The sequence below is a fragment of the Amycolatopsis sp. cg9 genome (assembly GCF_041346945.1).
Taxonomy (GTDB): Bacteria; Actinomycetota; Actinomycetes; order Mycobacteriales; family Pseudonocardiaceae; genus Amycolatopsis.
On sequence record NZ_CP166850.1, the window covers coordinates 4,755,847 to 4,778,583 of the forward strand.

General features: G+C 71.4%; 13 protein-coding genes. 10 read left to right on the top strand and 3 right to left on the bottom strand.

From position 1 onward, the window contains the following. The first annotated feature begins 9 nt into the window (after positions 1-9). The 4 genes from AB5J73_RS22815 (at position 10) to AB5J73_RS22830 (ending at position 15,026) form a co-directional block, all read left to right on the top strand. Positions 10-1,458 (top strand): PLP-dependent aminotransferase family protein, encoded by a 1,449-nt coding sequence (locus tag AB5J73_RS22815; protein ID WP_370972043.1) that lies wholly within the window; start codon positions 10-12, stop codon positions 1,456-1,458. A gap of 355 nt (positions 1,459-1,813) precedes the next feature. After that, entirely contained in the window at positions 1,814-3,583 is a 1,770-nt protein-coding gene (locus AB5J73_RS22820) for an MFS transporter (RefSeq protein ID WP_370972044.1), read from the top strand. Positions 3,584-3,903: 320 nt separating this feature from the next. Next, positions 3,904-5,841: a tachylectin-related carbohydrate-binding protein gene (locus AB5J73_RS22825; RefSeq protein ID WP_370972046.1), complete on the top strand. Its 1,938-nt coding sequence runs from the start codon at positions 3,904-3,906 to the stop codon at positions 5,839-5,841. Positions 5,842-5,942: 101 nt separating this feature from the next. Further along, a complete protein-coding gene (locus AB5J73_RS22830; RefSeq protein ID WP_370972048.1) occupies positions 5,943-15,026 on the top strand; it encodes an RHS repeat-associated core domain-containing protein in 9,084 nt (3,027 codons plus the stop codon). Positions 15,027-15,176: 150 nt separating this feature from the next. On the opposite strand, the gene AB5J73_RS22835 is transcribed toward AB5J73_RS22830, so the two are convergent. Then, positions 15,177-15,839 carry a peptidylprolyl isomerase gene (locus tag AB5J73_RS22835; protein WP_247012821.1) on the bottom strand — a complete coding sequence of 221 codons (663 nt, stop codon included), beginning with the start codon at positions 15,837-15,839 and terminating at the stop codon, positions 15,177-15,179. Positions 15,840-15,865: 26 nt separating this feature from the next. Then, the gene (locus AB5J73_RS22840; protein ID WP_247012819.1) at positions 15,866-16,123 is read right to left on the bottom strand and encodes a DUF2631 domain-containing protein; all 258 of its coding nucleotides are present in this window, start codon (positions 16,121-16,123) and stop codon (positions 15,866-15,868) included. A gap of 269 nt (positions 16,124-16,392) precedes the next feature. On the opposite strand from AB5J73_RS22840, the gene dxr reads away from it, so the two are divergent. The 3 genes from dxr to ispG all read left to right on the top strand — a co-directional run bounded on the left by dxr (position 16,393) and on the right by ispG (position 20,085). Then, positions 16,393-17,595, top strand: coding sequence for a 1-deoxy-D-xylulose-5-phosphate reductoisomerase (gene dxr, locus AB5J73_RS22845; protein WP_370972051.1), 1,203 nt, complete (start codon positions 16,393-16,395; stop codon positions 17,593-17,595). Between the two features lie 3 nt (positions 17,596-17,598). After that, complete coding sequence (locus tag AB5J73_RS22850; RefSeq protein ID WP_370972053.1) at positions 17,599-18,819, top strand: RIP metalloprotease; 1,221 nt, start codon at positions 17,599-17,601, stop codon at positions 18,817-18,819. 114 nt (positions 18,820-18,933) lie between these two features. Then, positions 18,934-20,085 (top strand): flavodoxin-dependent (E)-4-hydroxy-3-methylbut-2-enyl-diphosphate synthase, encoded by a 1,152-nt coding sequence (ispG, locus tag AB5J73_RS22855; protein WP_370972055.1) that lies wholly within the window; start codon positions 18,934-18,936, stop codon positions 20,083-20,085. Positions 20,086-20,139: 54 nt separating this feature from the next. Here the strand turns inward: ispG and AB5J73_RS22860 are convergent, their stop codons facing one another. Further along, positions 20,140-20,394 carry a hypothetical protein gene (locus tag AB5J73_RS22860; protein ID WP_003057586.1) on the bottom strand — a complete coding sequence of 85 codons (255 nt, stop codon included), beginning with the start codon at positions 20,392-20,394 and terminating at the stop codon, positions 20,140-20,142. A gap of 81 nt (positions 20,395-20,475) precedes the next feature. On the opposite strand from AB5J73_RS22860, the gene AB5J73_RS22865 reads away from it, so the two are divergent. The 3 genes from AB5J73_RS22865 to AB5J73_RS22875 all read left to right on the top strand — a co-directional run bounded on the left by AB5J73_RS22865 (position 20,476) and on the right by AB5J73_RS22875 (position 22,698). Next, on the top strand, positions 20,476-21,282 hold the full coding sequence (locus tag AB5J73_RS22865) for a helix-turn-helix domain-containing protein (RefSeq protein ID WP_370972057.1): 807 nt from the start codon (positions 20,476-20,478) through the stop codon (positions 21,280-21,282). Continuing rightward, positions 21,279-21,671 (top strand): VOC family protein, encoded by a 393-nt coding sequence (locus AB5J73_RS22870; RefSeq protein WP_370972059.1) that lies wholly within the window; start codon positions 21,279-21,281, stop codon positions 21,669-21,671. Before AB5J73_RS22865 ends, AB5J73_RS22870 begins: the two co-directional genes overlap by 4 nt. Positions 21,672-21,843: 172 nt before the next feature. Continuing rightward, on the top strand, positions 21,844-22,698 hold the full coding sequence (locus tag AB5J73_RS22875; RefSeq protein ID WP_086860021.1) for a GNAT family N-acetyltransferase: 855 nt from the start codon (positions 21,844-21,846) through the stop codon (positions 22,696-22,698). Positions 22,699-22,737: the final 39 nt, after the last annotated feature.

A 22,737-nucleotide genomic window follows, 5' to 3' on the forward strand; every position in this document is an offset into this window, starting at 1 on the left:
AATGGCCCGGTGGACAGAGCCAAAGCAGACCCTTCGGAGGGGTCCATAGGGTCGGACTTCCTCCAGCTAGACGTGCGCGAGGCCCCGCCGGGCGGGCTCGCGGACTGGCTCGCGGGTCAGCTGCGCGCCGCGGTCGCGGACGGCAGGCTCCCGGTCGGCGGCCGGCTGCCCGCGTCCCGGGTGCTGGCGGCCGAGCTGCGCGTGTCGCGCGGCGTCGTCACCGAGGCCTACCAGCGGCTCATCGACGACGGCCACGCCGCGGGCCGCGGCCGCGCGGGGACGGTCGTGGTCGCCGCGCCGGTGCTGCCGCCGGACCCCGCGCCCGCCCGGGTGCCGTCGAAGGTGATCACGCCGCTGCCCGGTGTCGAGGTGTTCGACGCGATCCGCGCGATCCCGGCCCGGCTCGACCTGACGCCCGGGGTCCCGGACCTGACGGCGTTCCCGCGTGCGGCGTGGCTGCGCGCCGAGCGGGCGGTGTTGGACGAGCTGGAGCCGTCCCACTTCGGCTACGGCGACCCGCGCGGCGCGCCCTCGCTGCGGCTGGCGGTGTCGCGCTGGCTGGCGCGCAACCGCGGGATCCGCGTCGACCCGGGCGAGATCATCGTGGTGGCCGGGGTGGCGCAGGCGCTGACGCTGCTGGGGGAGGTGCTGCGGCAGCACGGGATCTCCGAGATCGCGGTGGAGGACCCGAGTTCGCTCGGCGCGCGCCAGCACCTGCACCACTGCGGCCTGGCGACCCCGCCGATCCCGGTGGACGACGACGGCGTCCGGGTCGCCGCGCTGCACGCGCCGGCGGTGCTGCTGACGCCCGCCCACCAGTTCCCGATGGGCGTGGTCCTGGGCGGCGAGCGCCGCCGTGAGCTGATGCGCTGGATCGCCGGCGGCGGAATCCTCGTCGAGGACGACTACGACGCCGAGCACCGCTACGACCGGGCGCCGGTGCCCGCGGTGCGGTCGATGGTGCCGGAGGTCTGCTACACGGGGAGCGTGTCGAAGCTGCTGGCGCCCGCGCTGCGGGTGGGGTGGCTGCTGGCGCCGCCGCGGTTCCGGGACGACCTGGTGGCGGCGAAGCGGTTCGCGGACCTGGGCAACGCGGTGCTGGCCCAGCTGGTGCTGGCGCGGCTGATGGAGACGGGCGAGCTGGAGCGGCAGCTGCGGGTGGTCCGGGCCCGGCACCGGAGTCGCCGGGACGCGATGATCCGGGCGGTTTCCGCGTCGATGCCGGCCGCGAGGGTGCACGGCGCCGCGGCCGGCCTGCACCTGACGATCACGTTCGACGGGGAGGTGGACGACGTCGCGGTGGCGGCGGCCGCGCTGGCGGAGGGGGTGAAGGTGCAGCCGCTGTCCTGGCACCGCCAGCGGCCGGGGCGCCCGGGCCTGGTGCTGGGCTACGCGGCGCGGACGGCGTCGGAGATCGAGGAGGGCGTCGCGGTGCTGGGGCGCCTGGTGCCGCGCTGACGCGGCGAAATCGCGCTCGGTCCACCGCCGCCTCTGCCCGGTGACCGCCGACCACCACGAACCCGCGACGCGACAGCCGGCCCTGACTTTGCCGGCGCCCTGACGTCGGGCGAGGTGAACGGGGCAGCCGGATCGGCCCGGGCGGCCCGTCCGGGATCCGGGATCAGGGCGAGTGGCCCGGTCTTGCCTTCGGTTCATGCGTCGGGCGAGGTGAACGACTCGTTCGGTAAAGGATCCACAAAGGACAGTCAAGCGACTGTGATCATGCTCTCCCATGCGTTTCGCGTACTTGGTTGCCATACGCAAGCAACTTGCTTAGCCTAGCTAAGGGACTGGCGAGCAGAAGGGTTGCACAGTGGCGGAACGCCGGACGTATTCGATCGCGGAACTGGGGCCGCGGTACAAGTGGATCGCGCTGTCCAACACGACGCTGGGCATGCTGATCGCCACGATCAACTCCTCGATCGTGCTGATCGCGCTGCCCGACATCTTCAAGGGCATCGGGATCAACCCCCTGGAACCGGCCAACACCAGCTACCTGCTGTGGATGATCATGGGCTTCCTCGTGGTCACCGCGGTGCTGGTGGTGAGCTTCGGCAGGCTCGGCGACATGTACGGCCGCGCGAGGATGTACAACCTCGGCTTCGCCGTCTTCACCGTTTCTTCCATCATGCTGGCCATCACGTGGTTCGGCGGTGACGCGGCCGCGTTGTGGCTGATCGGGTGGCGGATCGTGCAGGGCGTCGGCGGCGCCTTCCTGATGGCGAACTCCTCGGCGATCCTCACCGACGCCTTCCCGGCCAACCAGCGCGGCCTAGCGCTCGGCATGAACGGCGTCGCGGCCATCGCCGGGTCGTTCCTCGGCCTGGTCGTCGGCGGGGTGCTCGCGCCGGTCGACTGGAACCTGATCTTCCTCGTCTCGGTGCCGTTCGGCGTCATCGGCACGATCTGGGCGTACCTCAAGCTGCACGACACCGGCGTCCGCAAGCACGCGCGGATGGACTGGTGGGGCAACATCACCTTCGCGGTCGGCCTGATCGCGGTCCTGATCGGCATCACCTACGGCATCCAGCCCTACGGCTCGTCGCCGACCGGCTGGGGCAGCCCGTTCGTGCTGACCTGCCTGATCGGCGGGCTCGCGGTACTGGTGGCGTTCGTGGTCATCGAAACCAAGGTGGACAACCCGCTGTTCCGGCTTTCGCTGTTCAGGATCCGCTCGTTCACGTGGGGCAACATCGCGAACCTGACCGCGTCGCTCGGCCGCGGTGGCCTGCAGTTCATCCTGATCATCTGGCTGCAGGGCATCTGGCTGCCGCAGCACGGCTACACGTTCGAGCAGACCCCGCTCTGGGCCGGCATCTACATGCTCCCGATGACGGTCGGCTTCCTGCTGGCCGCGCCGACGTCGGGCATCCTCGCCGACCGGATCGGCAGCCGCCTCCTCGCCTCGAGCGGCCTGTTCATCACGGCGGTCACGTTCCTGCTGCTGATCCTGCTCCCGGTGAACTTCGACTACTGGGCGTTCGCGGCGATCCTGCTGATCAACGGCATCGGCATGGGCATGTTCTCCTCGCCCAACCGCGCCGAGGTGATGAACAGCCTCCCGGCCGACGCGCGCGGCTCCGGCGCGGGCATGATGACGACCTTCCAGAACGCAGCGATGGTCCTGTCGATCGGCTTCTTCTTCAGCCTGATCATCTCGGGCCTGTCGAGCAGCCTCCCGGCCACGATGCACGACGGCCTGGTGGCCCACGGCGTCCCCGACGCGGCGGCGTCCCAGGTGGCGAACCTCCCGGCGGTGGCGGTGCTGTTCGCGGCGTTCCTGGGCTACAACCCGATCCAGCAGCTCCTCGGCGGCCAGCTGGCGACGCTCCCGCCGGACCAGGCGTCCTTCCTGACCGGCCGGAGCTTCTTCCCGAACCTGATCTCGGGCCCGTTCCAGTCGGGCCTGGCGGTGGCGTTCGGCTTCGCGATCGTGGTCTGCCTGATCGGCGCGGTGGCCTCGCTCCTGACGAAGGACGCGCGCCCGAAGGACCGCGAATCGGTGGGCGAGGAGCTGGCGGCGGTCGCCGGTGAGGCCGGTGGCGGACCGGGCGAACTGGTGTCGCCGACGAGCGAACGCTAGACAGCGCAAAGAAAACGGGCCGGGTGCCACCCTTCGCGGGTGGTGCCCGGCCCGTTTCGTTTCGAGTGGTTCCCGACTTCGGTAGTGGGCCGAACGGACCAATCGCCCGGGAACGGGTAACGCCGCCGCAAGAAGATCGGATGGGGAGATCGAATGGCTCGCGGGAGGGCGAGCTCGTCGCCGCGCGGCATGGGAGGTGCCGCGCACCTGGGGGAAGTCTGCCCGAATCCGGGCCCCGCACCGATCGCCGACCGCTGCCCGGCACGCCGCCGGGCTTGTTCCGCGCTGCTCGAAAACGCTTTCACGACAAGGGGTAGTCCATGCGCCAGAGACCCTTCGCCCGGAGATCCGCCGTCCTCGGCTGCGCTTTCACCGTCGCCCTCACCGGTGCGGTGAGCGTGACCGGTGCGAACGTGGCCGCCGCGGCCGACACCATCACCTGCCGCGCCAGCGCCGGCGTCTTCTACACCCTCCCGGACACCCACCTCGACCTCGACCGCCACAACGAACCCGAGACCGGCGCCGTCTCCTGGACGGGACGCGCGACGATCGGCAACACGTGGGCGGGCAAGACGCTCGCCGGTCCCGACGGCCGGATGTACCTCATCTCCGACAACGGCAGCGTCCTGCGCCAGCGGCGGCTGGCCACCGGCTGGGAGAACGGCGGCGCCGGCCAGATCATCGCGACCGGCTGGAACGGCGTCACCCTGCCGGCCCAGCGCAACCGGATCACCGTCGACGCGACCGGCGACTTCTACTGGTCCCACGACAACATCCTCGCCTGGCTCCGCTACGACGAGACGACTAAGACCTGGACCGACCGGCTGATCGACACCGGCTGGACCACGACCAAGTACGACATGATCGTCGGCGCGGGCGCCGGCGTGTTCTACGCCCGCACCCCCGGCGGCGACCTCTACCGGTTCCAGTACGACCCGGTCAGCCAGCGGTGGCTCGAGTACGCCCGGCTGGTCGGCAGCGGCGGCTGGCAGAACTACGCCCAGATCGCCTCGGCCGGCGGTGACGTGCTCTACGCGCTGGACAAGAACACCGGGCAGATCAAGTGGTACCGCTACCTCGGCGCCGGCAACTGGCTGGGCTGGAAGGTGGTCGGCACGATCGGCACGAACTACCAGCTGAGCGTCACGACCGACGACTGCAAGCTGGTCGACCCCGGCCTGCCGACGCGTCCCGTGGTCCCGGTCGTCGCCGACGCCCCGAGCGCGGTCGTCGAAGGCACCGGCGGCAAGCTCCAGCACTTCTACGTCGACGGCTTCGGCCGGCTCATCCACGGGCGCCAGCGCTCGACGGACATCACCGTCGTCGACTTCTCGGTGGTGCCCGGCTACCAGCAGTACACCGGCACCCCGAGCGCGCTCCGGGCCGCCGACGACAGCCTGCTGGTGACGGCTCTGGGGCAGGACAGCGAAACCCGCAGCAGCACCCAGGCCGCAGCCACCACGACCTGGCCCGCCGCGAGCGGCTTCGGCGGCTGGACGCCCGGCGCCGCGGTCCTCGTCCAGCGGTCGGGCACCGGCACGGCGTTCGCCGTGGACGGCGCGGGCCGCCTGCTGGTCCGCCAGCAGGACGCCGCCAGCAAGCAGTTCCTGCCGTGGAAGGTCCTGCCGTCGTCGGGCCTGACCGCGGACCTGACCGCGGTCGCCCAGAGCGACGGGATCGACGTCGTCGCCCGGACCACGAGCGGTACCTACACCAAGGCGACGTACCTCGACGGCACGCTCGGCGCCTGGAGCGCCGTGCCCGGGACCGGCTGGACCGGCAAGCTCGCCGCGACGGCGAACCCGGACAAGAACCTCGAAGCCTTCGCCGTCCAGCCGGACGGCGTGGTCGTCAACCAGCGTGAGCAGGCGGCCGGCTTCACCGGCACGTGGCAGCCGCTGGCCGGCGTCACCGCGCAGGGCTCCCCGGCCGCCGCCGTCGACACGGGCGGCGTGGTCCACGTGGCCGTCCGCGCCACCGACGGCTACGTCTACGTGACCCAGCAGAACGCGCCCGGCAGCACCGGCTACCAGGCCTGGCAGAAGCTGGTCGACTCCCGGACCGGGGCGGCCTACCAGTCCGCCACGGACCCGACGCTCACCGGGCTTTCGGCCGGCGGCGTGGTGGTGACCTACCGGGACAGCGACGGCGTCACCTACGCCTTCGGTTCGGGTGTCCCGGTCACGGCCGCGGTCGCGCGCAGCGCGAGCCCGGCGACGGTGTTCACCGGCGGTCCGCTGCCGAAGCCGTCTCTCTGACGCAGTTCGCCTGACGGGCGGGCGGGCCTCGACGTGGTTCGAGGCCCGCCCGGCCGTCCCCTTGCCGTGCAGCCGTTCGACCGATGAGGGCGGGATTCCCCATGTTTTCTCCACGACGCAAGACCGGGCACGCCAGCCGGGCCGGGTTGCTGGTCCTCGTCGTCGCGCTGACGGCGGGAATCGTCGGGCCGTCGATCCCGGCCGGGCCGGACGCCGGCGCCAACCTGCTGCAGCAGGCCATGGCGCTCGCCCCGAAGCAACTGCCGGGGACGGCGGGGGAGCAGGGGGACGACCCGGCCGGGGCGGCCAACACCGCCGGGCCGAAGTCGCTGCAGTCGAAGTACCCCGCGGTGGCCGCCGGTCAAGCGAAGGTCACCGCGAACGCCGTGCAGGTCGGGAGCGCGCCCGCGCACGTGACCGGGTTCGACGAGAAGACCAGCCGGGAGCTGCCGGACCGGCGCACCGCCACGGACAGGACCTACGCCAACACCGACGGCACCCTCACCACGGAGTTCGGCGAGGAGCCGATCAACTTCCGCGCGCCGGACGGCAGCTTCCAGCCGATCGACACGGCGATCGTGCCCGCGGGCACCGGCTGGTCCAACGCGGCCGACGCCGAGCGGATCACCTTCGCCGCCAAGGCCGCCGGGAACGACCTCGTCCGGGTGTCCCTGGACGGCGACCACGAATTCGGTTACGGCGTGGGCGGTGCCGTGCCGTCGGCCGGTGCCGTCTCCGGCAGCCGCATCGTCTACCCGGGCGTGCGGGCCGGTGCCGACCTCCGGCTCGACGTGGTGCCCGGTGGTGTCAAGGAAACGCTCGTCCTGAACTCGCCGGAGGCCGCGGCGACGTGGGACTTCCCGTTGCGGCTGAAGGGGCTCCGGCCGTCCCTTGTGGACGGTCGGATCTCGCTCACCGACCCGGCCGGGCGCGAGCGCGCCCGGATCCCCGCCGGGTTCATGACCGACTCCCGGCGTGATCCCGCGACCGGCGACCCCGCCCGGTCCGAGGGCGTGACCTACGAACTGCTGGAAAACGCCGGCGCGTTCGTGCTCCGCGTCAAGCTGGACCCGAACTGGCTCAAGGACTCCGCGCGCGTCTATCCGGTGGAGGTCGACCCCAGCGTCGAAACCACCGCGTCCGACGGCGGCGCCGTGTTCCAGGGCGGTTCCCGGCTCGACGGCTCGACGGAGCTCCGGATCGGCACGACCGGGTCCGTCAAGGCCGCGAGCTACCTGTCCTTCAGCGGTGTGGAAAGCCGGCTGCGCAACCACAAGATCCTCGGTGCCCAGCTCACGCTGAAGAGCACCTGGTCATGGTCCTGCCAGCCGCGTCCGGTCACCGTGCACGGCGTCACCGCGCCGTGGACCACCGCGTCCGGGTTCCCCGGGCCCGCCTTCGGTCCCGCGCTCGCCCAGGAATCCTTCGCCCACGGGTACATCGGCCTCCAGCAGCACGCTTCGAGCTGCCCGTCGGCGACCGAGCTGATCCCGCTCGGCACCGGCGGCCGCGACCTCGTGCAGCGCTGGGTGACCGGTGCGCAGGCCAACTACGGCCTCGCGGTCCGCGCGTCGGAAACCGATCCCTACGGCTGGAAGAAGTTCACCGGCAACCGGACGGCGAACCCGCCGCGCCTGTTCGTCACGCACACCGCCTACGACGCCGAATACCGCGTCGACCGCGGCGTTCCCCAGCCGCCGGTGACCCGCACGCAGGCCGGCAAGGTCAAGATCACCGTCACCAACCGCGGCGCCGACACCTGGACCGCCGCGGACTTCGCGCTCGGCTACCGCGCTTTCACCGCCGCCGGCGCCCCGGTCGGTGCGGTCGAAGCCGCGTCCCTGCCGAACGACGTGCCGCGCGGTGCTTCGGTGACGCTCGACGCCACCATCAAGGCCATCGAGCCCGGCCAGTACCTGTTCGACTTCAGCATGCTGCGCCGCGGCGGTGCCTGGTTCACCGACGAGCAGATCCCGCCGACGCGCCTGTCGATGACCGTGTTCGACGTCCCGCCGATCGTCAAGGCGCAGTACCCGCCGAACGGCTTCTCGGCGCCCACGCTCACCCCGCAGCTCTGGGCCGACGCGGTCGACGTCGACGCCCCGGTGTCCTCGACCCTCAAGTACCGCTTCGAAGTCTGCGAAAAGTACGTCGCCAAGCCGGACGGCACGCTGACCGGGGTGTCCTGTGTGGACTCCGGCTACGTGACCAAGCGGACCTGGACCGTGCCGGTCGGCGCGCTGCGCTGGAGCAAGGACTACCAGTGGCGCGTGTTCGCCTACGACGGGAATTCGGAGAGCGAAAAGCTCACGCCGAGCCACCTCCTGACGGCGGTCCCGCAGCCGGAGATCACGTCGCACCTGGCGAACGCGCCCTACAGCGGCGCGCAGCGCGACTTCGACCCGCAGACCGGGAACTACTTCTCGAGCGCGGTGGACGCGGCGCTGCAGGTGACCGGGCCGGAGCTGACGGTCGCCCGCACCTACAACAGCCTCGACCCGCGCACCGACCTCGCCTTCGGCGCCGGCTGGGCGACGCGCTACGACATGCGCGTCCTGCCCGACAACGACGGTTCGGGCAACGTCGTCGTGACCTACCCGGACGGCCAGCAGGTCCGGTTCGGCCGCAACAGCGACGGCACGTTCGCGCCGCCGCCCGGCCGGCAGGCGAACTTCCGGATCGAACCGGAAGCCGCGGGTGGCGGCTGGGTGCTGACCGACAAGGCGGCCACGCTCTACCGCTTCCGCCCCGACGGCCGGCTCATCGAGAGCTACGACCAGGCCGGGCACCACGTCCAGCTGGACTACGGCACGCCGGAGCACCTCAGCCGGGCGATCAGCCTGACCAGCGACCGGATCCTGTACTTCAAGTGGACCGGCAACCACGTCACGTCGGTGAGCACCGACCCGATCGACGGCAAGCAGCTCACCTGGACCTACACCTACGACGGCGACCGGCTGACGAAGGTGTGCGACCCCGACAACGGGTGCACCGGCTACGACTACACCGCGGGTTCGCACTACCGCAGCTCCGTCGTCGACGCCCGCCCGTCGTCGTTCTGGCGCTTCGGCGAGACGTCCGGGACCACGGCGGCCAGCGAGAACGGGCTCAAGCTCGGCAAGGACGCCGGGACCTACAAGGACGTCACCCTCGGCCAGCCGGGGCCGCTGACCGGCACCGGGACCGCGGCGACGTTCAACGGCACCTCGTCGGTGGTGACGCTGCCGGACGGCACGGTGCGCAAGAACCGTGACCTGGCGATCGAAATGTGGTTCAAGACCGCGACCGGCGGCCCGCTCTTCGGCTACCAGAAGGCACCGATCAGCGGCACGCCCACCGGCGCGGTGCCGGTGCTGTACGTCGGCACGGACGGCAAGCTGCGCGGCCAGTTCTGGAACGGCGGCGCGGCCCCGATCACGTCGGCGACGGCGGTCAACGACAACGCCTGGCACCACGTGGTGCTCTCCGGCGCGCTCGCGACCCAGACGCTCTACCTCGACGGCAAGGCGGTCGGCACCGCGCAGGGCGAGATCGCGCACGACGACGTCGTCTACAACCAGATCGGCGCCGCGTACACGGTCCCGCCGTCGGCGTGGCCGGCCTGGGGCACGGACGCGCGCCGGTTCTTCTCCGGCCAGATCGCCGAAGCGGCGTTCTACGAGTACGCCGTCGGCCCGACGACCGCGGCCGCGCACTACCAGGCGCGTGCGGCGGCCAGCTCGCTCACGAAGATCACGCTGCCGAGCGGCCGCGTCGCCGCGCAGCTGAGCTACGACACCACGGCCGACCGCCTCGCCGAGGTCGTCGACCGCAACGGCGGCCACTGGCGCCTCGGCCGTCCTGTCGTCACCGGCACCGAGACCAACCTCGTGCGCACGACGCAGGTCACCGACCCCGGGAACCGCCCGCACTTCTACGACTACGACCCGGTGCGCGGCCGCATCCTGCGCTACATCGCCCCGCTGGGCCAGGGCATCCGCCCGGAGGACCGCCGCGACGGCGACGGCAACCCGCTGCCACCGGAGAACCCGACCTGTGATCCGTCGGCACCCCAGGACCCGACCGACCCGTCGTACTGCGGCGGCCCGGTCGGCGGCGACGGCACGTGGGTCGGCGGCCCGGTCAACGGCCAGGGCGTCCGCACCTACGACTACGACGACAAGGGCTTCCAGACCACGATCGGCGACGAGCTCGGCAACACCGTCGTCCTGACCAACGACGAGCGCGGCAACGTGATCGCGCGCAAGACGTGCCGCGTGGCCCCGGGCGACTGCCAGACGTCGTACTCGACGTACTACCTCAACGCGGCCGACGTGACGGACCCGCGCAACGACAAGCTCCTGTCCACCCGCGACCCCCGTTCGGCGAACGCGGACGACCCGGCGTACGCGACGACGTACACGTACACGGACCTGGGCGTCCGGGGCCTCCTGGCCACCGAGACCACCCCGGACGGCGGCGTGACCCGCCACCAGTACGCGAACGGCACGGAAGCGGCGGTGGGCGGCGGCAACGTCCCGGCGGGCCTGCTGCTGCAGACGACCGACCCGCGCAACGGCGTCACGGCGTACTCGTACTACAAGAACGGCGACCTGGCGAAGGTCGTGGATCCGGCCGGTTTGGTAACGGCGTACACGTACGACGTCTTCGGCCGGAAGAAGACGGAAACGCGAAGCAGCGCTTCGGATCCGGCCGGGGTGACGACGACGTACGCCTACGACTCCCGGTCGCACCAGACCGCCGCGACCGGATCCGGCGTGGCCAACGCGATCACCGGCGTCACGCACACCGCGCAGACCCTCACCGGCTACGACGCCGACGGCAACGTCGTGCGCACCGAGGAGAAGGACCTGACCGGTGGTGACGCCGCCCGGGTCACGACGACCGACTACGACAACTTCGGCCGGGCGAGCCGGGTGGTGGACCCGGAGGGCGGGGTCACCTCCGCCGGCTACGACCCCTTCGGCAACCGCGTCTGGATGGTCGACGCCGGCGGGAACAAGTACGAATACGGCTACACCGCGCGCAATGCGCTGGCCGAGGTCCGGCTGCGGGCCTGGAACGGGCAGGCGACCGATCCGGCGAGCGGGGGCGGCGACACCGACGGTGCCGGCGACACGACGTCGGCGCCGACCCTGGTCCTCGCGTCCTACGCCTACGACCTCGCGGGCCGGCGGGTGCGGGAAACCGACTCGATGGGGCGCACCACCCGCTACCAGTACTTCGGGGACGGGAAGGTCTGGAAGGTCGTCGCCCACGACGTGCGCGACCCCTTCAACCCGGCCGCGCCCAAGCGCGACGTCACGCTGCAGGAGTACGCCTACGACGCCGCGGGGCAGAAGACCAAGCTGACCGAGCCCGGCGGCCGCGTCACGACGTTCGAGTACGACGCCTCGGGCCGCGGCACGGCGGAAACCGCCGACCCGGCGGGGCTGGCGAACCGGACCGAATGGACGTACGGCCCCGGCGGGGACGTCGTCAAGACCGTCCACACCGGACAGAGCTCGAACAGCACCCGGCTCGACCTCGGCAACCGCGAGACCGTCGAGTACGGCTACGACACGGCAGGCAGGCAGATCAGCCAGTCCGTGACCAAGAGCGCCACCGAAAAGCTGACCACGACCTACAAGTACGACGAGCGCGGCCTGATGACCGCGGTCACCGCACCACGCGGCAACGCCCGCGGCGCCGACCCGGTCGCGTTCACGACGAACCTGGCCTATGACAAGCTCGGCCGGCTCATCCGGACCACGCAGCCGCTCGTCGCGGCCGAGTCCGGGGGAGCGGCGGCCGCGCAGGTACGTCCGGAGGTCGTCGGGGGCTACGACACCTTCGGGAACCAGACCGAGACGAAGGACCCGAACGGCAACGTCGGGACAGTCACCTACGACCGGGACAGCCGGATCCTGAAGGTGGCGTCGCCGGACTACCGGAAGCCGGGGGAGAGCACCGCGGCGAAGGTCGCCACGACCCGGCAGTACGACGCGATGGGCAACCTGCTGAGCGTCACGGACCCGGCCGGCGCGGTCACCCGCTACCGGTACGACCAGCTCGGCCGGCCGGTCGAGCGCACCGACCCGGACCCGGCCGACGGCGACCAGCCCGGCGGCGTGTGGCGGTACGGCTACACGACCGAGGGCGAGCTGCTCTCGACCACGGACCCGACCGGTTCGCGGGTGGAAGGCACCTACGACGACTTCGGGCGGCAGGTCACGGCGACCCGGCTCGAGCGCCGTCCGGCGCCGGCCGCGTACACCACCAAGCTCCGCTACGACGACGCCGGCAACCTCGTCAGCTCGACAGCGCCGACCGGCGAGCTGACGAAGAACGAGTACGACGTGCTCGGGCAGCGGACCACCACCACTGACCCGGCGGGAGTGGTTTCGCGCTTCGGCTACGACTTCGCCGGGCGCCAGGTGCGGCAGTCCGACGGCCACGGCCGCACGGGGTACGTGAGCTACGACCCGGCGGGCCGGGCCACCGGGTTCTACAGCCTCGACCCGGCCGAGCGCGTGCTGCGCAAGAGCTCGGTCGGCTACGACGCGGACGGCAACAAGGTCACCGCGTCGGACGCGCTGGGCCGCACCACCCGGTTCGACTACGACTCCCGAGGCCTGCTCGTGCGGCAGCAGGAGCCGACCACCGACACGGCGTCGATCACGACGTCGTTCGGCTACGACGCGGCGGGCAACCGGACCCGGTCGACCGACGGCCGCGGCAACAGCACGATCGAGACGTACAACGTGCTGGGCTTGTCCGAATCGGTGCTCGAACCGGCCACGGCGGCCCACCCGGCCGCCGCGGACCGCACGTGGACGACGTCGTACGACCTCGCCGGCCGGCCGGAGCGCCTCCAGGCACCGGGCGGCGTCGTTCGGCAGCGGACGTTCGACGCACTGGGCCGGCTGACGCTGGAGACCGGGACCGGCGCGGCCCAGCCGACCCCGGACCGCGTCCAGCGGTTCGACCCGGCCGGGCGCCTGCTGGCGGTGAACGCGCCCAGCGGTGAGAAGACGTTCACCTACGACGACCGCGGTGACCTGCTGACCAGCACCGGGCCGCTCTCGGGAACGTCGACCTACTCCTACGACGGTTCGGGCCGGCTGACCCAGCGCGTCGACGGAGCGGGCACCGCGGTGTTCGGCTACCAGCAGGGGCGCCTGGCGACCCAGCAGGACGGCCTGACCGGGGTCAAGCAGACGCTCGGCTACGACGACGCGGGCAACCTCGCGTCGATCGACTACGGCGGCGGCCGCGTCCGCACCTACGGCTACGACGACTTCGGCCGCCAGACGAGCGATGAGCTCAAGGCGACCGGCGGCGTCTCGCTCGCCGCGCTCGCCTACAGCTACGACCTCGACGACCGCCTCACCGGCAAGAAGACGACGGGGGTGGCCGGAGCCGGCGACAACACCTACGGCTACGACCAAGCGGGCCGCCTGACGTCGTGGAGTGTCGGCGGCAAGACGACCTCGTACGCGTGGGACGCGTCGGGCAACCGTGTGCAGGCGGGCGACCGCACGGCGACGTTCGACGAGCGCAACCGCCAGCTGACTGACGGCGCGGACACGCTGACGTGGAGCGCGCGGGGCACGCTGAACGCCCGCACCGGCGCGTCCGGGACGGTGACGTCGGAGTTCGACGCCTTCGACCGGGCGGTGAAGCAGGGCTCGGTCACGTACGCGTACGACGGCCTGAACCGGGCGTCGTCGCGGAACGGCCAGCAGTTGAGCTACGACGGCACGAGCTTGGACCTGACGTCGGACGGCACGTCGACGTTCGCCCGGGGCACGCAGGGCGACCTGCAGGCCCAGGGCGCGGCCGGGACCAACCAGCTCACGCTCACCGACAGCCATTCCGACGTGATCGGCGGCTTGTCCCCGACGGGCACACTGAGCGGCTCGGCGACCTTCGACCCGTTCGGGGCGAAGGTGGCGCAGTCGGGAACGACGTCGTCGCTGGGCTTCCAGTCGGACTACACGGACCCGGCCACGGGCGCGGTCGACATGGGCGCCCGCTGGTACTCGCCGGGCACGGGCACGTTCAGCGCCCGGGACGACATCGACTTGCCCGTGACGCCGTCCGGCATGGCGAACCGGTACGCCTACAGCGGGGGTGCCCCGGTCGACCATGTCGATCCGGACGGTCATCTCCGGATTCCCAAGCCGACGCCGAACCTGCCGGGCACCCGCGGCACCAGGGTGAGCGCCGACCCCATCAACGACTTCCTGGGGTTCCTGCCCTACGGCTGGCTGTTCGAGGTCGAGAAGATACCCGTCCGCACGGCGACCAGGGGTTCCGTCCGATACTTCACCTCCGGTGGCGGCAGCTACTGGGTGGACCCGAGCAGCGACCGCGCCTGGAACCCGTCCGGGAACCCGGACGCGGGTACGCAACCCGGCAACCCACCGCAGCCGGGTGGCTGTGGGGCCTGTTCACCGCCGCCGCGGGGATGCTGGTGCCCGCCGCCGCCCCCGCCCCCGCCGCCGGGCATCCAGGCGCGGATCGACCAGAACGAGAAGGCCCGCAAGGTCGCCGACCCCATCCCGGACGGCGCGAAGAACCCGTACTACGGCGGTGGCGGCGTCTCGTCGGATCCCGATCTGCCGGCGGGTGTGGTCGCGGGCCTGCTCGGGGACCTGCAGGACCTGGTGGACATCTACCAGGGCTTCCTCCAGCAGATCCTGGACCCGACGAACCCGGTGGTCCACGACGTGGATCCGCCGGTCCCGTCCCCGCTGCTGCCCACCCAGGTTTCGGCCTGGGACGACTGCGGTGGCGGCGTCCTGCGGGACGACTTCAACGGCGGGACCCGGCGGACGAGCTATGCGTGCGGTGATTCACTCGGCGGTGACGCGGGTGAAGGAAACAGGGCCGGCTCTGGCGCCGGGACGGCCGGGCACGACATCGTCGGGACCAAGCACGATGCGCTGAGGCCGATGCAGGACTACGTCAACCCCAGGCAGGTTGATCGCTACGTGAGCAAGCTTCTGGCCGGCGAGCAGGTCGACGCGATCGAGGTTCAGCGATTGCCCGACGGCAGGATGTACATCGAGGAGGGGCATCATCGCTATGTCGCCAGCAAGAAGACCGGAATCGATGTCGGGATGACAGTCGTGGACGGGCTCACTGTCGGTTGGCCCGATTGGTCGCAGGTCGTCTACGAGGACTGGTACGAGGACTGAGGCACCCGACCGGTGACCGCACCCGATTCCCGCGTCCGGGAATCCGGATGCGGGTACTTGGGAATTCGGTGGTTCACGACGTGGATTCTTCGGTTCGTTCCCGCTCGCGAGTCTTCGATTCGACCCGGGCGGCTCGCCTGAAGCCCGCTTCTACCGGCCGAGCGTGGCCCGCTGGATCTTCACCGGTTTCGCCGGTGCCCCGTCCAGCGGCCCGTTCGGGTCGGTCGGGATGATCCCGTCCGCCACCATGTGATCAATGGCCGACATCCCCCGCACCACAGTCCCCAGCACCGAGTAATTCGCCGGGATGTTCGCGAACGAATGCACGATGAAGAACTCCGACCCGTTCGTCCCCGGCCCCTGGTTCCCCATGGCGACAGTCCCGCGCGGGTAAGTCTCGGCACCTGAAACCTCATCCGGGAACTTGTACCCCGGCCCGCCCTTCTCGACCTCGTAGATGTCCCCGCACTGGAGCACACCCAACCGCGAAGAGTTCGAAAGCCGCCAGCACTGAGACCGGTCGTAGAACCGCTGGGCGATCAGCGAAACCATGTTGTGCACCGCACACGGCGCTGCCCCGGCGCGGTTCAGCCGGACCGTCACCGGCCCGTAGTTGAACCGGAACGTCACATCGACAGTCCCGCGCGTCAACGCAAAGGGCAGCGGACGCACCACCGGACGAGCCGCCGGGTTGTCCGGGGTCGGTGTGAACGTGCACCGGACCACCGGCGCCGAAGCAGCCGAAGCCGGAGCGGCGGGCACCACGAGGGCACCCAGGACAGCGACGACGGCCAAACCCCAGCGCAGCTTCATGGCCGGAGACGTTAGCGAAAAACGGACTACTTGCGCCAGGCCGTGCGGCGCTTGCGGATGTCCAGCACGAGCAGCAGGATCAGGAACAGCGACAGGCCCACGAGCCACACGTTCTCGGTGTTGTTCTCGTGGTTGCCCTTGATCATCACCAGCAGGATGATCGCGCTGACCCAGCCGGCGATGCGGGTGGCCTTCGGGAACGTGCCGTGCCAGCCCCAGGCCGCGGACGGCTCGTCGCGGGGGTCGACCTCGGGCCGCCTCTTCTCGACCGCCTTGCCTGCCACGATGAACTCCTCAAGACCCGTGAACCTCGTACGCGCCGATGATCCCACACCTCCGGGTGCGCCGCGGACACGGCCCGCGTGGCGCCGGACACCCGGCGCCGCCGCGATCGGAGCACCTCCGGGTGCGTCGCGCCGCCGCGATACGTGCGCTCGGCGGGGACCGCTTCGCCGCCGCGCTCGCGCCGCAGAACGTCGCGGCGCCCGCCCAGGTCCGCGCCACCGAACCTCCGGGTGCGCCGCGGACACGGGCCGCGCGACAATGACCGGCGATGACTACCTCGCGAAGCGTTCTCGTGCTCGGCTCGACCGGGTCCATCGGTGTGCAGGCCCTCGACGTCGCGGCCCGCAACCCGCACCTGTTCCGGGTGGCCGGGATCGCCGCCGGCGGGGCGGACCCGGGCGCGCTCGCCGCGCAGGCGCTCGCCCACGGGGTCGACGCGGTCGCCGTGACCAAGGCCACGGCCGCCGAAGACGTGCAGCTCGCGCTGTACGCCGAGGCGCAGAAGCGCGGTTACGCCCAGGGTGACTTCAAGCTGCCGCGGCTCTTCGCGGGCTCCGACGCCGTCACCGAGCTGATCGACGCCGTCGAGGTCGACACCGTCCTCAACGCCCTGCCCGGCTCCCGCGGCCTCGAGCCCACGCTCAAAGCGCTCGCCACCGGCGCCACCCTCGCGCTCGCGAACAAGGAGTCGCTGATCGCCGGCGGGCCGCTCGTGCTCGCCGCGGCCAAGCCCGGCCAGCTGGTGCCCGTCGACTCCGAGCACTCCGCGATCGCCCAGGCCCTGCGCGCCGGGCGCAAGGACGAGGTCGCCCGGCTCGTGCTCACCGCGTCCGGTGGTCCCTTCCGCGGCCGCAAGCGCGCCGAGCTGGCCGGGGTCACCGTCGAGCAGGCGATGGCGCACCCGACGTGGTCGATGGGCCCGCTGATCACCATCAACTCCGCGACCCTGGTCAACAAGGGCCTGGAGCTGATCGAGGCGGCGCTGCTGTTCGACATCGAGCCGGCGCGGATCGACGTCACCGTGCACCCGCAGTCGATCGTGCACTCGATGGTGACCTTCACCGACGGCTCGACGATCGCCCAGGCCAGCCCGCCCGACATGCGGCTGCCGATCGCGCTCGCGCTGCACTGGCCCGACCGGGTGCCCGACGCCGCACCGGCCTGCACCTGGGACAAGGCCGCGACCTGGACCTTCGAGCCGCTCGACGACGAGGCCTTCCCGGCCGTCGAGCTGGCCCGCCACTGCGGCACCGAGGGCGGCTGCCTGCCCGCCGTCTACAACGCGGCCAACGAGGAGCTCGTGTCCGCCTTCCTGGCGCAGAACACCAGCTTCACGTCGATAGTGGACACTGTTTCCGAGGTGGTGGGAGCCGCCGACGAGTGGCGTCGCGAACCGCGCGACGTCGACGACGTTCTCGCCGCCGAGCGCTGGGCTCGCGCGCGGGCCGGTTCGATCATCGAGGGGAAGTAGCGGGTGTCCTACATCATCGGTGTGGTGCTCTTCGCGCTGGGGATCTGTGTCTCGGTCGCGCTGCACGAGGCCGGGCACATGCTGACCGCGAAGGCCTTCGGCATGAAGGTCCGCCGGTACTTCGTGGGCTTCGGGCCCACGGTCTTCTCGTGGCGCCGCGGCGAGACGGAGTACGGCCTGAAGTGGATCCCGCTCGGCGGGTTCTGCGACATCGCCGGCATGACCGCGCTCGACGAGGTGACGCCGGACGAGGCGCCGCGCGCGATGTGGCGGTTCAAGACCTGGAAGCGCACGGTCGTGATGTCGGCCGGGTCGATCACCCACTTCATCCTGGGCTTCGTGGTGCTCTACCTGATGGCCGTGACGATGGGCCTGCCGAACCTCACGCCGCCCCCGGCGGTGCTGTCGGCCACGTCGTGCGCCCAGTCGATCACGACCGAAGAGCAGGCCAAGGCGCAGGCGCAGAACCCCACCTGCGCCGCCGACGCGCTCACCCCGGCCAGGACGGCCGGTCTCCAAGCGGGCGACAAGATCCTGTCCGTCGGCGGGAAGCCGATCGCGAGCTGGGACGAGATGCTCACCGCGGTCCAGGCCACCAGCGGTCCGACCGCGTTCGAGGTGCAACGCGGCGAGCAGCGGCTTTCGTTCACCGTTGACGTGCCGAAGGTGCAGCGCTGGACCAGCGAAGGCGTCAAAGAGGTCGGCATGATCGGTGCTTCGCCGCAGAAGTCCTCGGCGACCACGCAGTACGGCCCGGTCGCCGCGGTCGGCGCCACGTTCAGCTTCACCGGCACGATGTTCGCCGAGACGGCGCAGCGGCTCGTCGAGTTCCCGGAGCGCATCCCCGCCGTGGTCACCGCGATCTTCGGCGGCGAGCGCGACCCGAACACCCCGGTCAGCGTCGTCGGCGCCAGCCGGATCGGCGGCGAGGCCGTCGAGCGGGGCATCTGGGTGCTGTTCTTCTTCCTGCTGGCCAGCCTGAACTTCTTCATCGGCGTGTTCAACCTGCTGCCGCTGCTGCCGCTCGACGGCGGGCACATCGCGGTGGTCTGGTACGAGCGCGTCCGCGACTGGATCCGCGCCCGGCGGGGCAAGGCGGCGGGCGGGCCCGTCGACTACACGCGGTTGTCCGGGATCACGATGGTCCTGGTGCTCATCGGGGGCGCGGTGACGCTACTCACGGTGACAGCGGACATCGTCAACCCGATTCGTATCGGGCAGTAGCCGCCACGGAGGGGTTGCGGCCCGTCCCTGGCGGGCCACACGGGCCGTAATGCTGCTCACCGTGACGGTTGACATGGTGAAGGTGGCCCGGTCGGGGTAGGTACGCTGGAAACCGTGACCGTCGCACTCGGTATGCCCGCCCTGCCCCCGCCCGTCCTCTCCGAGCGCCGCAAGACCCGCCAGCTCCAGGTGGGCCCGGTCGGCGTCGGGAGCGACTTCCCGATCTCCGTCCAGTCGATGACGACGACGCTCACCTCCGACGTCAACGCGACGCTGCAGCAGATCGCCGAGCTGACCGCGGCGGGCTGCGACATCGTCCGCGTCGCGTGCCCGTCGGCCGACGACGCCGAGGCGCTGCCCGCGATCGCGAAGAAGTCGCAGATCCCGGTGATCGCCGACATCCACTTCCAGCCGAAGTACGTCTTCGCGGCGATCGAGGCCGGCTGCGCGGCGGTGCGCGTGAACCCGGGCAACATCCGGAAGTTCGACGACCAGGTCAAGGAGATCGCGCAGGCCGCGAAGGACCACGGGACGCCGATCCGGATCGGCGTCAACGCCGGTTCGCTCGACAAGCGGATCATGGACAAGTACGGCAAGGCGACGCCGGAAGCGCTCGCGGAGTCGGCGCTGTGGGAGGCGTCGCTGTTCGCCGAGCACGACTTCCACGACATCAAGATCTCGGTGAAGCACAACGACCCGGTGGTCATGGTGCGCGCGTACGAGATCCTCGCCGAGCAGTGCGACTACCCGCTGCACCTCGGCGTCACCGAGGCCGGGCCGGCGTTCCAGGGCACCATCAAGTCGGCGGTCGCGTTCGGCGCGCTGCTGCGCCAGGGCATCGGCGACACGATCCGCGTTTCGCTGTCCGCGCCGCCGGTCGAAGAGGTCAAGGTCGGCATCCAGATCCTGCAGTCGCTGAACCTCAAGCAGCGCAAGCTGGAGATCGTGTCGTGCCCCTCGTGCGGGCGCGCGCAGGTGGACGTCTACACGCTCGCCGAGCAGGTCACGGCCGGGCTCGAGGGCATGGAGATCCCGCTGCGCGTGGCCGTCATGGGCTGCGTCGTCAACGGCCCGGGCGAGGCCCGCGAGGCCGATCTGGGTGTCGCGTCCGGCAACGGCAAGGGCCAGATCTTCGTCAAGGGCGAGGTCATCAAGACCGTGCCCGAGCACGCGATCGTCGAGACGCTCATCGAAGAGGCCATGCGCATCGCCGAAGAGACGGGCGAGACCCTCGGCGAGGGCGCCCCGGTCGTGACCGCCGGCTGAGTTTTCCGCTGAAGCCCTCCTCACCTTCGCGGTGAGGAGGGCTTCAGCGCGTCTTCAGCCCTGCAGGTGGTGCTGGGCGGCGTCCCGGATCTGCAAGCGGACGTTTTCGAGCGCGGCGGCCACCTCGTCGATCTGCTGGGAAGCCAGCTGTATGGCGCCCTGGATCGCGGTCGCGGTGGACGTCTCGCCGAGCAGGCCGAGCACTTGGGCCTGCAGGTCTTCGAGGTCGCTCTTGGTGGCGAGCGCGATGCCGGTCGGCACCTGGTCGGCGAGCAGCTCGAGCTGCTGAGCCTGTTCCTGGATCGTCATCGGGTGGTTCCTTCCGCGGTGGGGCGCACCTCCGTGTTATCAGAACCGGAACTGTCGGTGGTGACGTTTACGCTGGCATTCGTGAGCGTGACCTGGGCCATTCACCGGCCGCACCCCGTGGTGCGGCCCCTGGTCACGCGCTACGTCGGGTACGCGCAGAACGCGGTGACGCTGCCGGTCCACCGCGGGTTGCCGTCCCGGCACGTGACGCTGGTCATCAGCCTCGCCGGGCCGGTCCGGATGGCCGGGCGCAGCCTGCGCGCGCTGGTCGGCGGGCTGCACACGAGCGCGGTGCTGATCCGGCAGGACCGCGTGCAGGAGGGGCTGCAGCTGGAGCTCGACCCGCTGGGCGTGCGCACGCTCTTCGGCGTCACGGCGGCGGAACTGAGCGGCGAGGTGGCCGACCTCGCCGACTTCGGCCTCGGCTCGCTGCCGGACCGGCTGCGGGAGCTGCCCACGTGGGAGCGGCGGTTCGCGCTGCTCGACGACGTCCTGGCCGCCCGGGCCGTCGAGCCGGTGGCGCCGCCGCCCGAGCTGGGGGAGGCGTGGCGCCGGATGCGCGGCGCCGACGGGCGGGTTCGCGTCGCCGACCTCGCCGGCGAGATCGGCTGGAGCCGCCGTCACCTGGGGGAGCGGTTCCGCGCGGAGCTGGGCCTGGCGCCGAAGCAGGCGGCGCGGGTCCTGCGGTTCGAGCGGGCCGGGCGGCTGCTGCGCCGGGGCCGCACGGACCTGGCCGCGCTGGCGGTGGAGTGCGGCTACTACGACCAGGCGCACCTGACCAACGAGTGGCGCGCGCTGGCCGGGTGCACGCCGGGCACGTGGATCGCCGAGGAGCTCCCGTTCCTCCAAGACCAGGAGGGGGCCGCCGGGCAAGACTCGCCGACATGACTCCTGAACCGAACGTCTGGCCCGCCCTCCGGTACGACGACGCCCCGGCCGCGGTCCGGTTCCTCGTCGACGTCCTGGGCTTCACCGAGGCACTGGTGGTGCCCGAAGGCGACCTGATCGCGCACGCCGAGCTGCGCTGGCCCGAGGGCGGCGCGGTGATGCTGGGCAGCGTCCGCGGTCCGGACGGCGTCCACGACGCGATGAAACCGGGAACGGGCGCGGTGTACGTGGTGTCGGACCGGGTGGACGAGATCCACGCGCGGGTGCGCGCCGCCGGCGCGGAGATCACGGCCGGGCTGACCGACACCGAGTACGGCTCGCACACATTCAGCCTTCGCGACCCGGAGGGCAACTCCTGGACGATCGGCACCTACCGCGGCGCTCCCTGACCCGAGCCGCCGTCCCGGACGTCATGAACGGGTCGTTCACCTCGCCGGACGACATGAACGACCCGTTCATGACATCGGCGGCCGCCCCGCGGAGCGCGAACCGGGCTGTTCATCTCAGCGTGTCGACGACCTCGCGTTCCGTTTACCGGCCGAATCTGGCACCCTGGAACCCGTGTTGCGGCTTGCAGGTGCACGGCTGCTCGATGATCGGGACTATCCGGCGGTCCGTGCCGCGCTCGCCGCCGACCCGGTGGGCAGCTGCATGGTCAGCGCCCGGGTCGAGGCTGCCGGTCTCGACCCGTGGCGGCTCGGTGGTGAGCTTTGGGCCGCCGACAGCCGTCCGGTTCGTGCCGGGCGGCTCCAAGGGCTGTGCTTCTCCGGCCCGAACCTCATCCCCCTGCGCGGCAACGCCCCCGCGTTGCGTTCCTTCGCCGACCGCGCGCTGCGCCGGCAACGCACGTGTTCGTCCCTCGTCGGCCCGGCCGAGCAGGTCCTCGGGCTCTGGGACGAGCTCGAAGACGAGTGGGGCCCGGCCCGCGAAGTCCGCGACGACCAGCCGCTGATGGCCCTCGACAGCACGCCGCTCGTGGCCGCCGACCCCCTCGTGCGGCCGGTCCGGCCGGACGAGCTCGAGCGCTACCTGCCCGCGGCCGTCGCGATGTTCATCGAGGAGGTCGGCGTCGACCCGCGCAGCGGCGACGGCGGCGCCAGCTACCGTGCCCGCGTCACGGAGCTGATCGGCGCCGGACGCGCGTTCGCCCGGTTCGAGAACGGCGAAGTCGTCTTCAAGGCCGAGATCGGCGCCATGTCGGCGACCGTCGGGCAGATCCAGGGCGTCTGGGTGCACCCCGAGCGCCGCGGCAGCGGGCTGGGCACCGCCGGCACGGCCGCGGTCGTCAACCGGCTCGTCCGCGGCCTGGGCCGCACCGCGAGCCTCTACGTCAACGCGTTCAACACCCCCGCCCTCGCGGCCTACCGCAAGATCGGGTTCCAGCAGGTCGGCCAGTACGCGACGGTGCTCTTCTAGCCACTCTTCCGTGGCGGCGTTTCACGGCCGCCGCACCCG

What these genes read in the sequence shown, in the direction of transcription:
- AB5J73_RS22830 (WP_370972048.1), top strand. Translation starts at nt 5,943, where the DNA reads ATGTTTTCTCCACGACGCAAGACCGGGCACGCCAGCCGGGCCGGGTTG.
- AB5J73_RS22835 (WP_247012821.1), bottom strand. Translation starts at nt 15,839, where the DNA reads ATGAAGCTGCGCTGGGGTTTGGCCGTCGTCGCTGTCCTGGGTGCCCTC.
- dxr (WP_370972051.1), top strand. Translation starts at nt 16,393, where the DNA reads ATGACTACCTCGCGAAGCGTTCTCGTGCTCGGCTCGACCGGGTCCATC.
- AB5J73_RS22870 (WP_370972059.1), top strand. Translation starts at nt 21,279, where the DNA reads ATGACTCCTGAACCGAACGTCTGGCCCGCCCTCCGGTACGACGACGCC.
- AB5J73_RS22825 (WP_370972046.1), top strand. Translation starts at nt 3,904, where the DNA reads ATGCGCCAGAGACCCTTCGCCCGGAGATCCGCCGTCCTCGGCTGCGCT.
- AB5J73_RS22860 (WP_003057586.1), bottom strand. Translation starts at nt 20,394, where the DNA reads ATGACGATCCAGGAACAGGCTCAGCAGCTCGAGCTGCTCGCCGACCAG.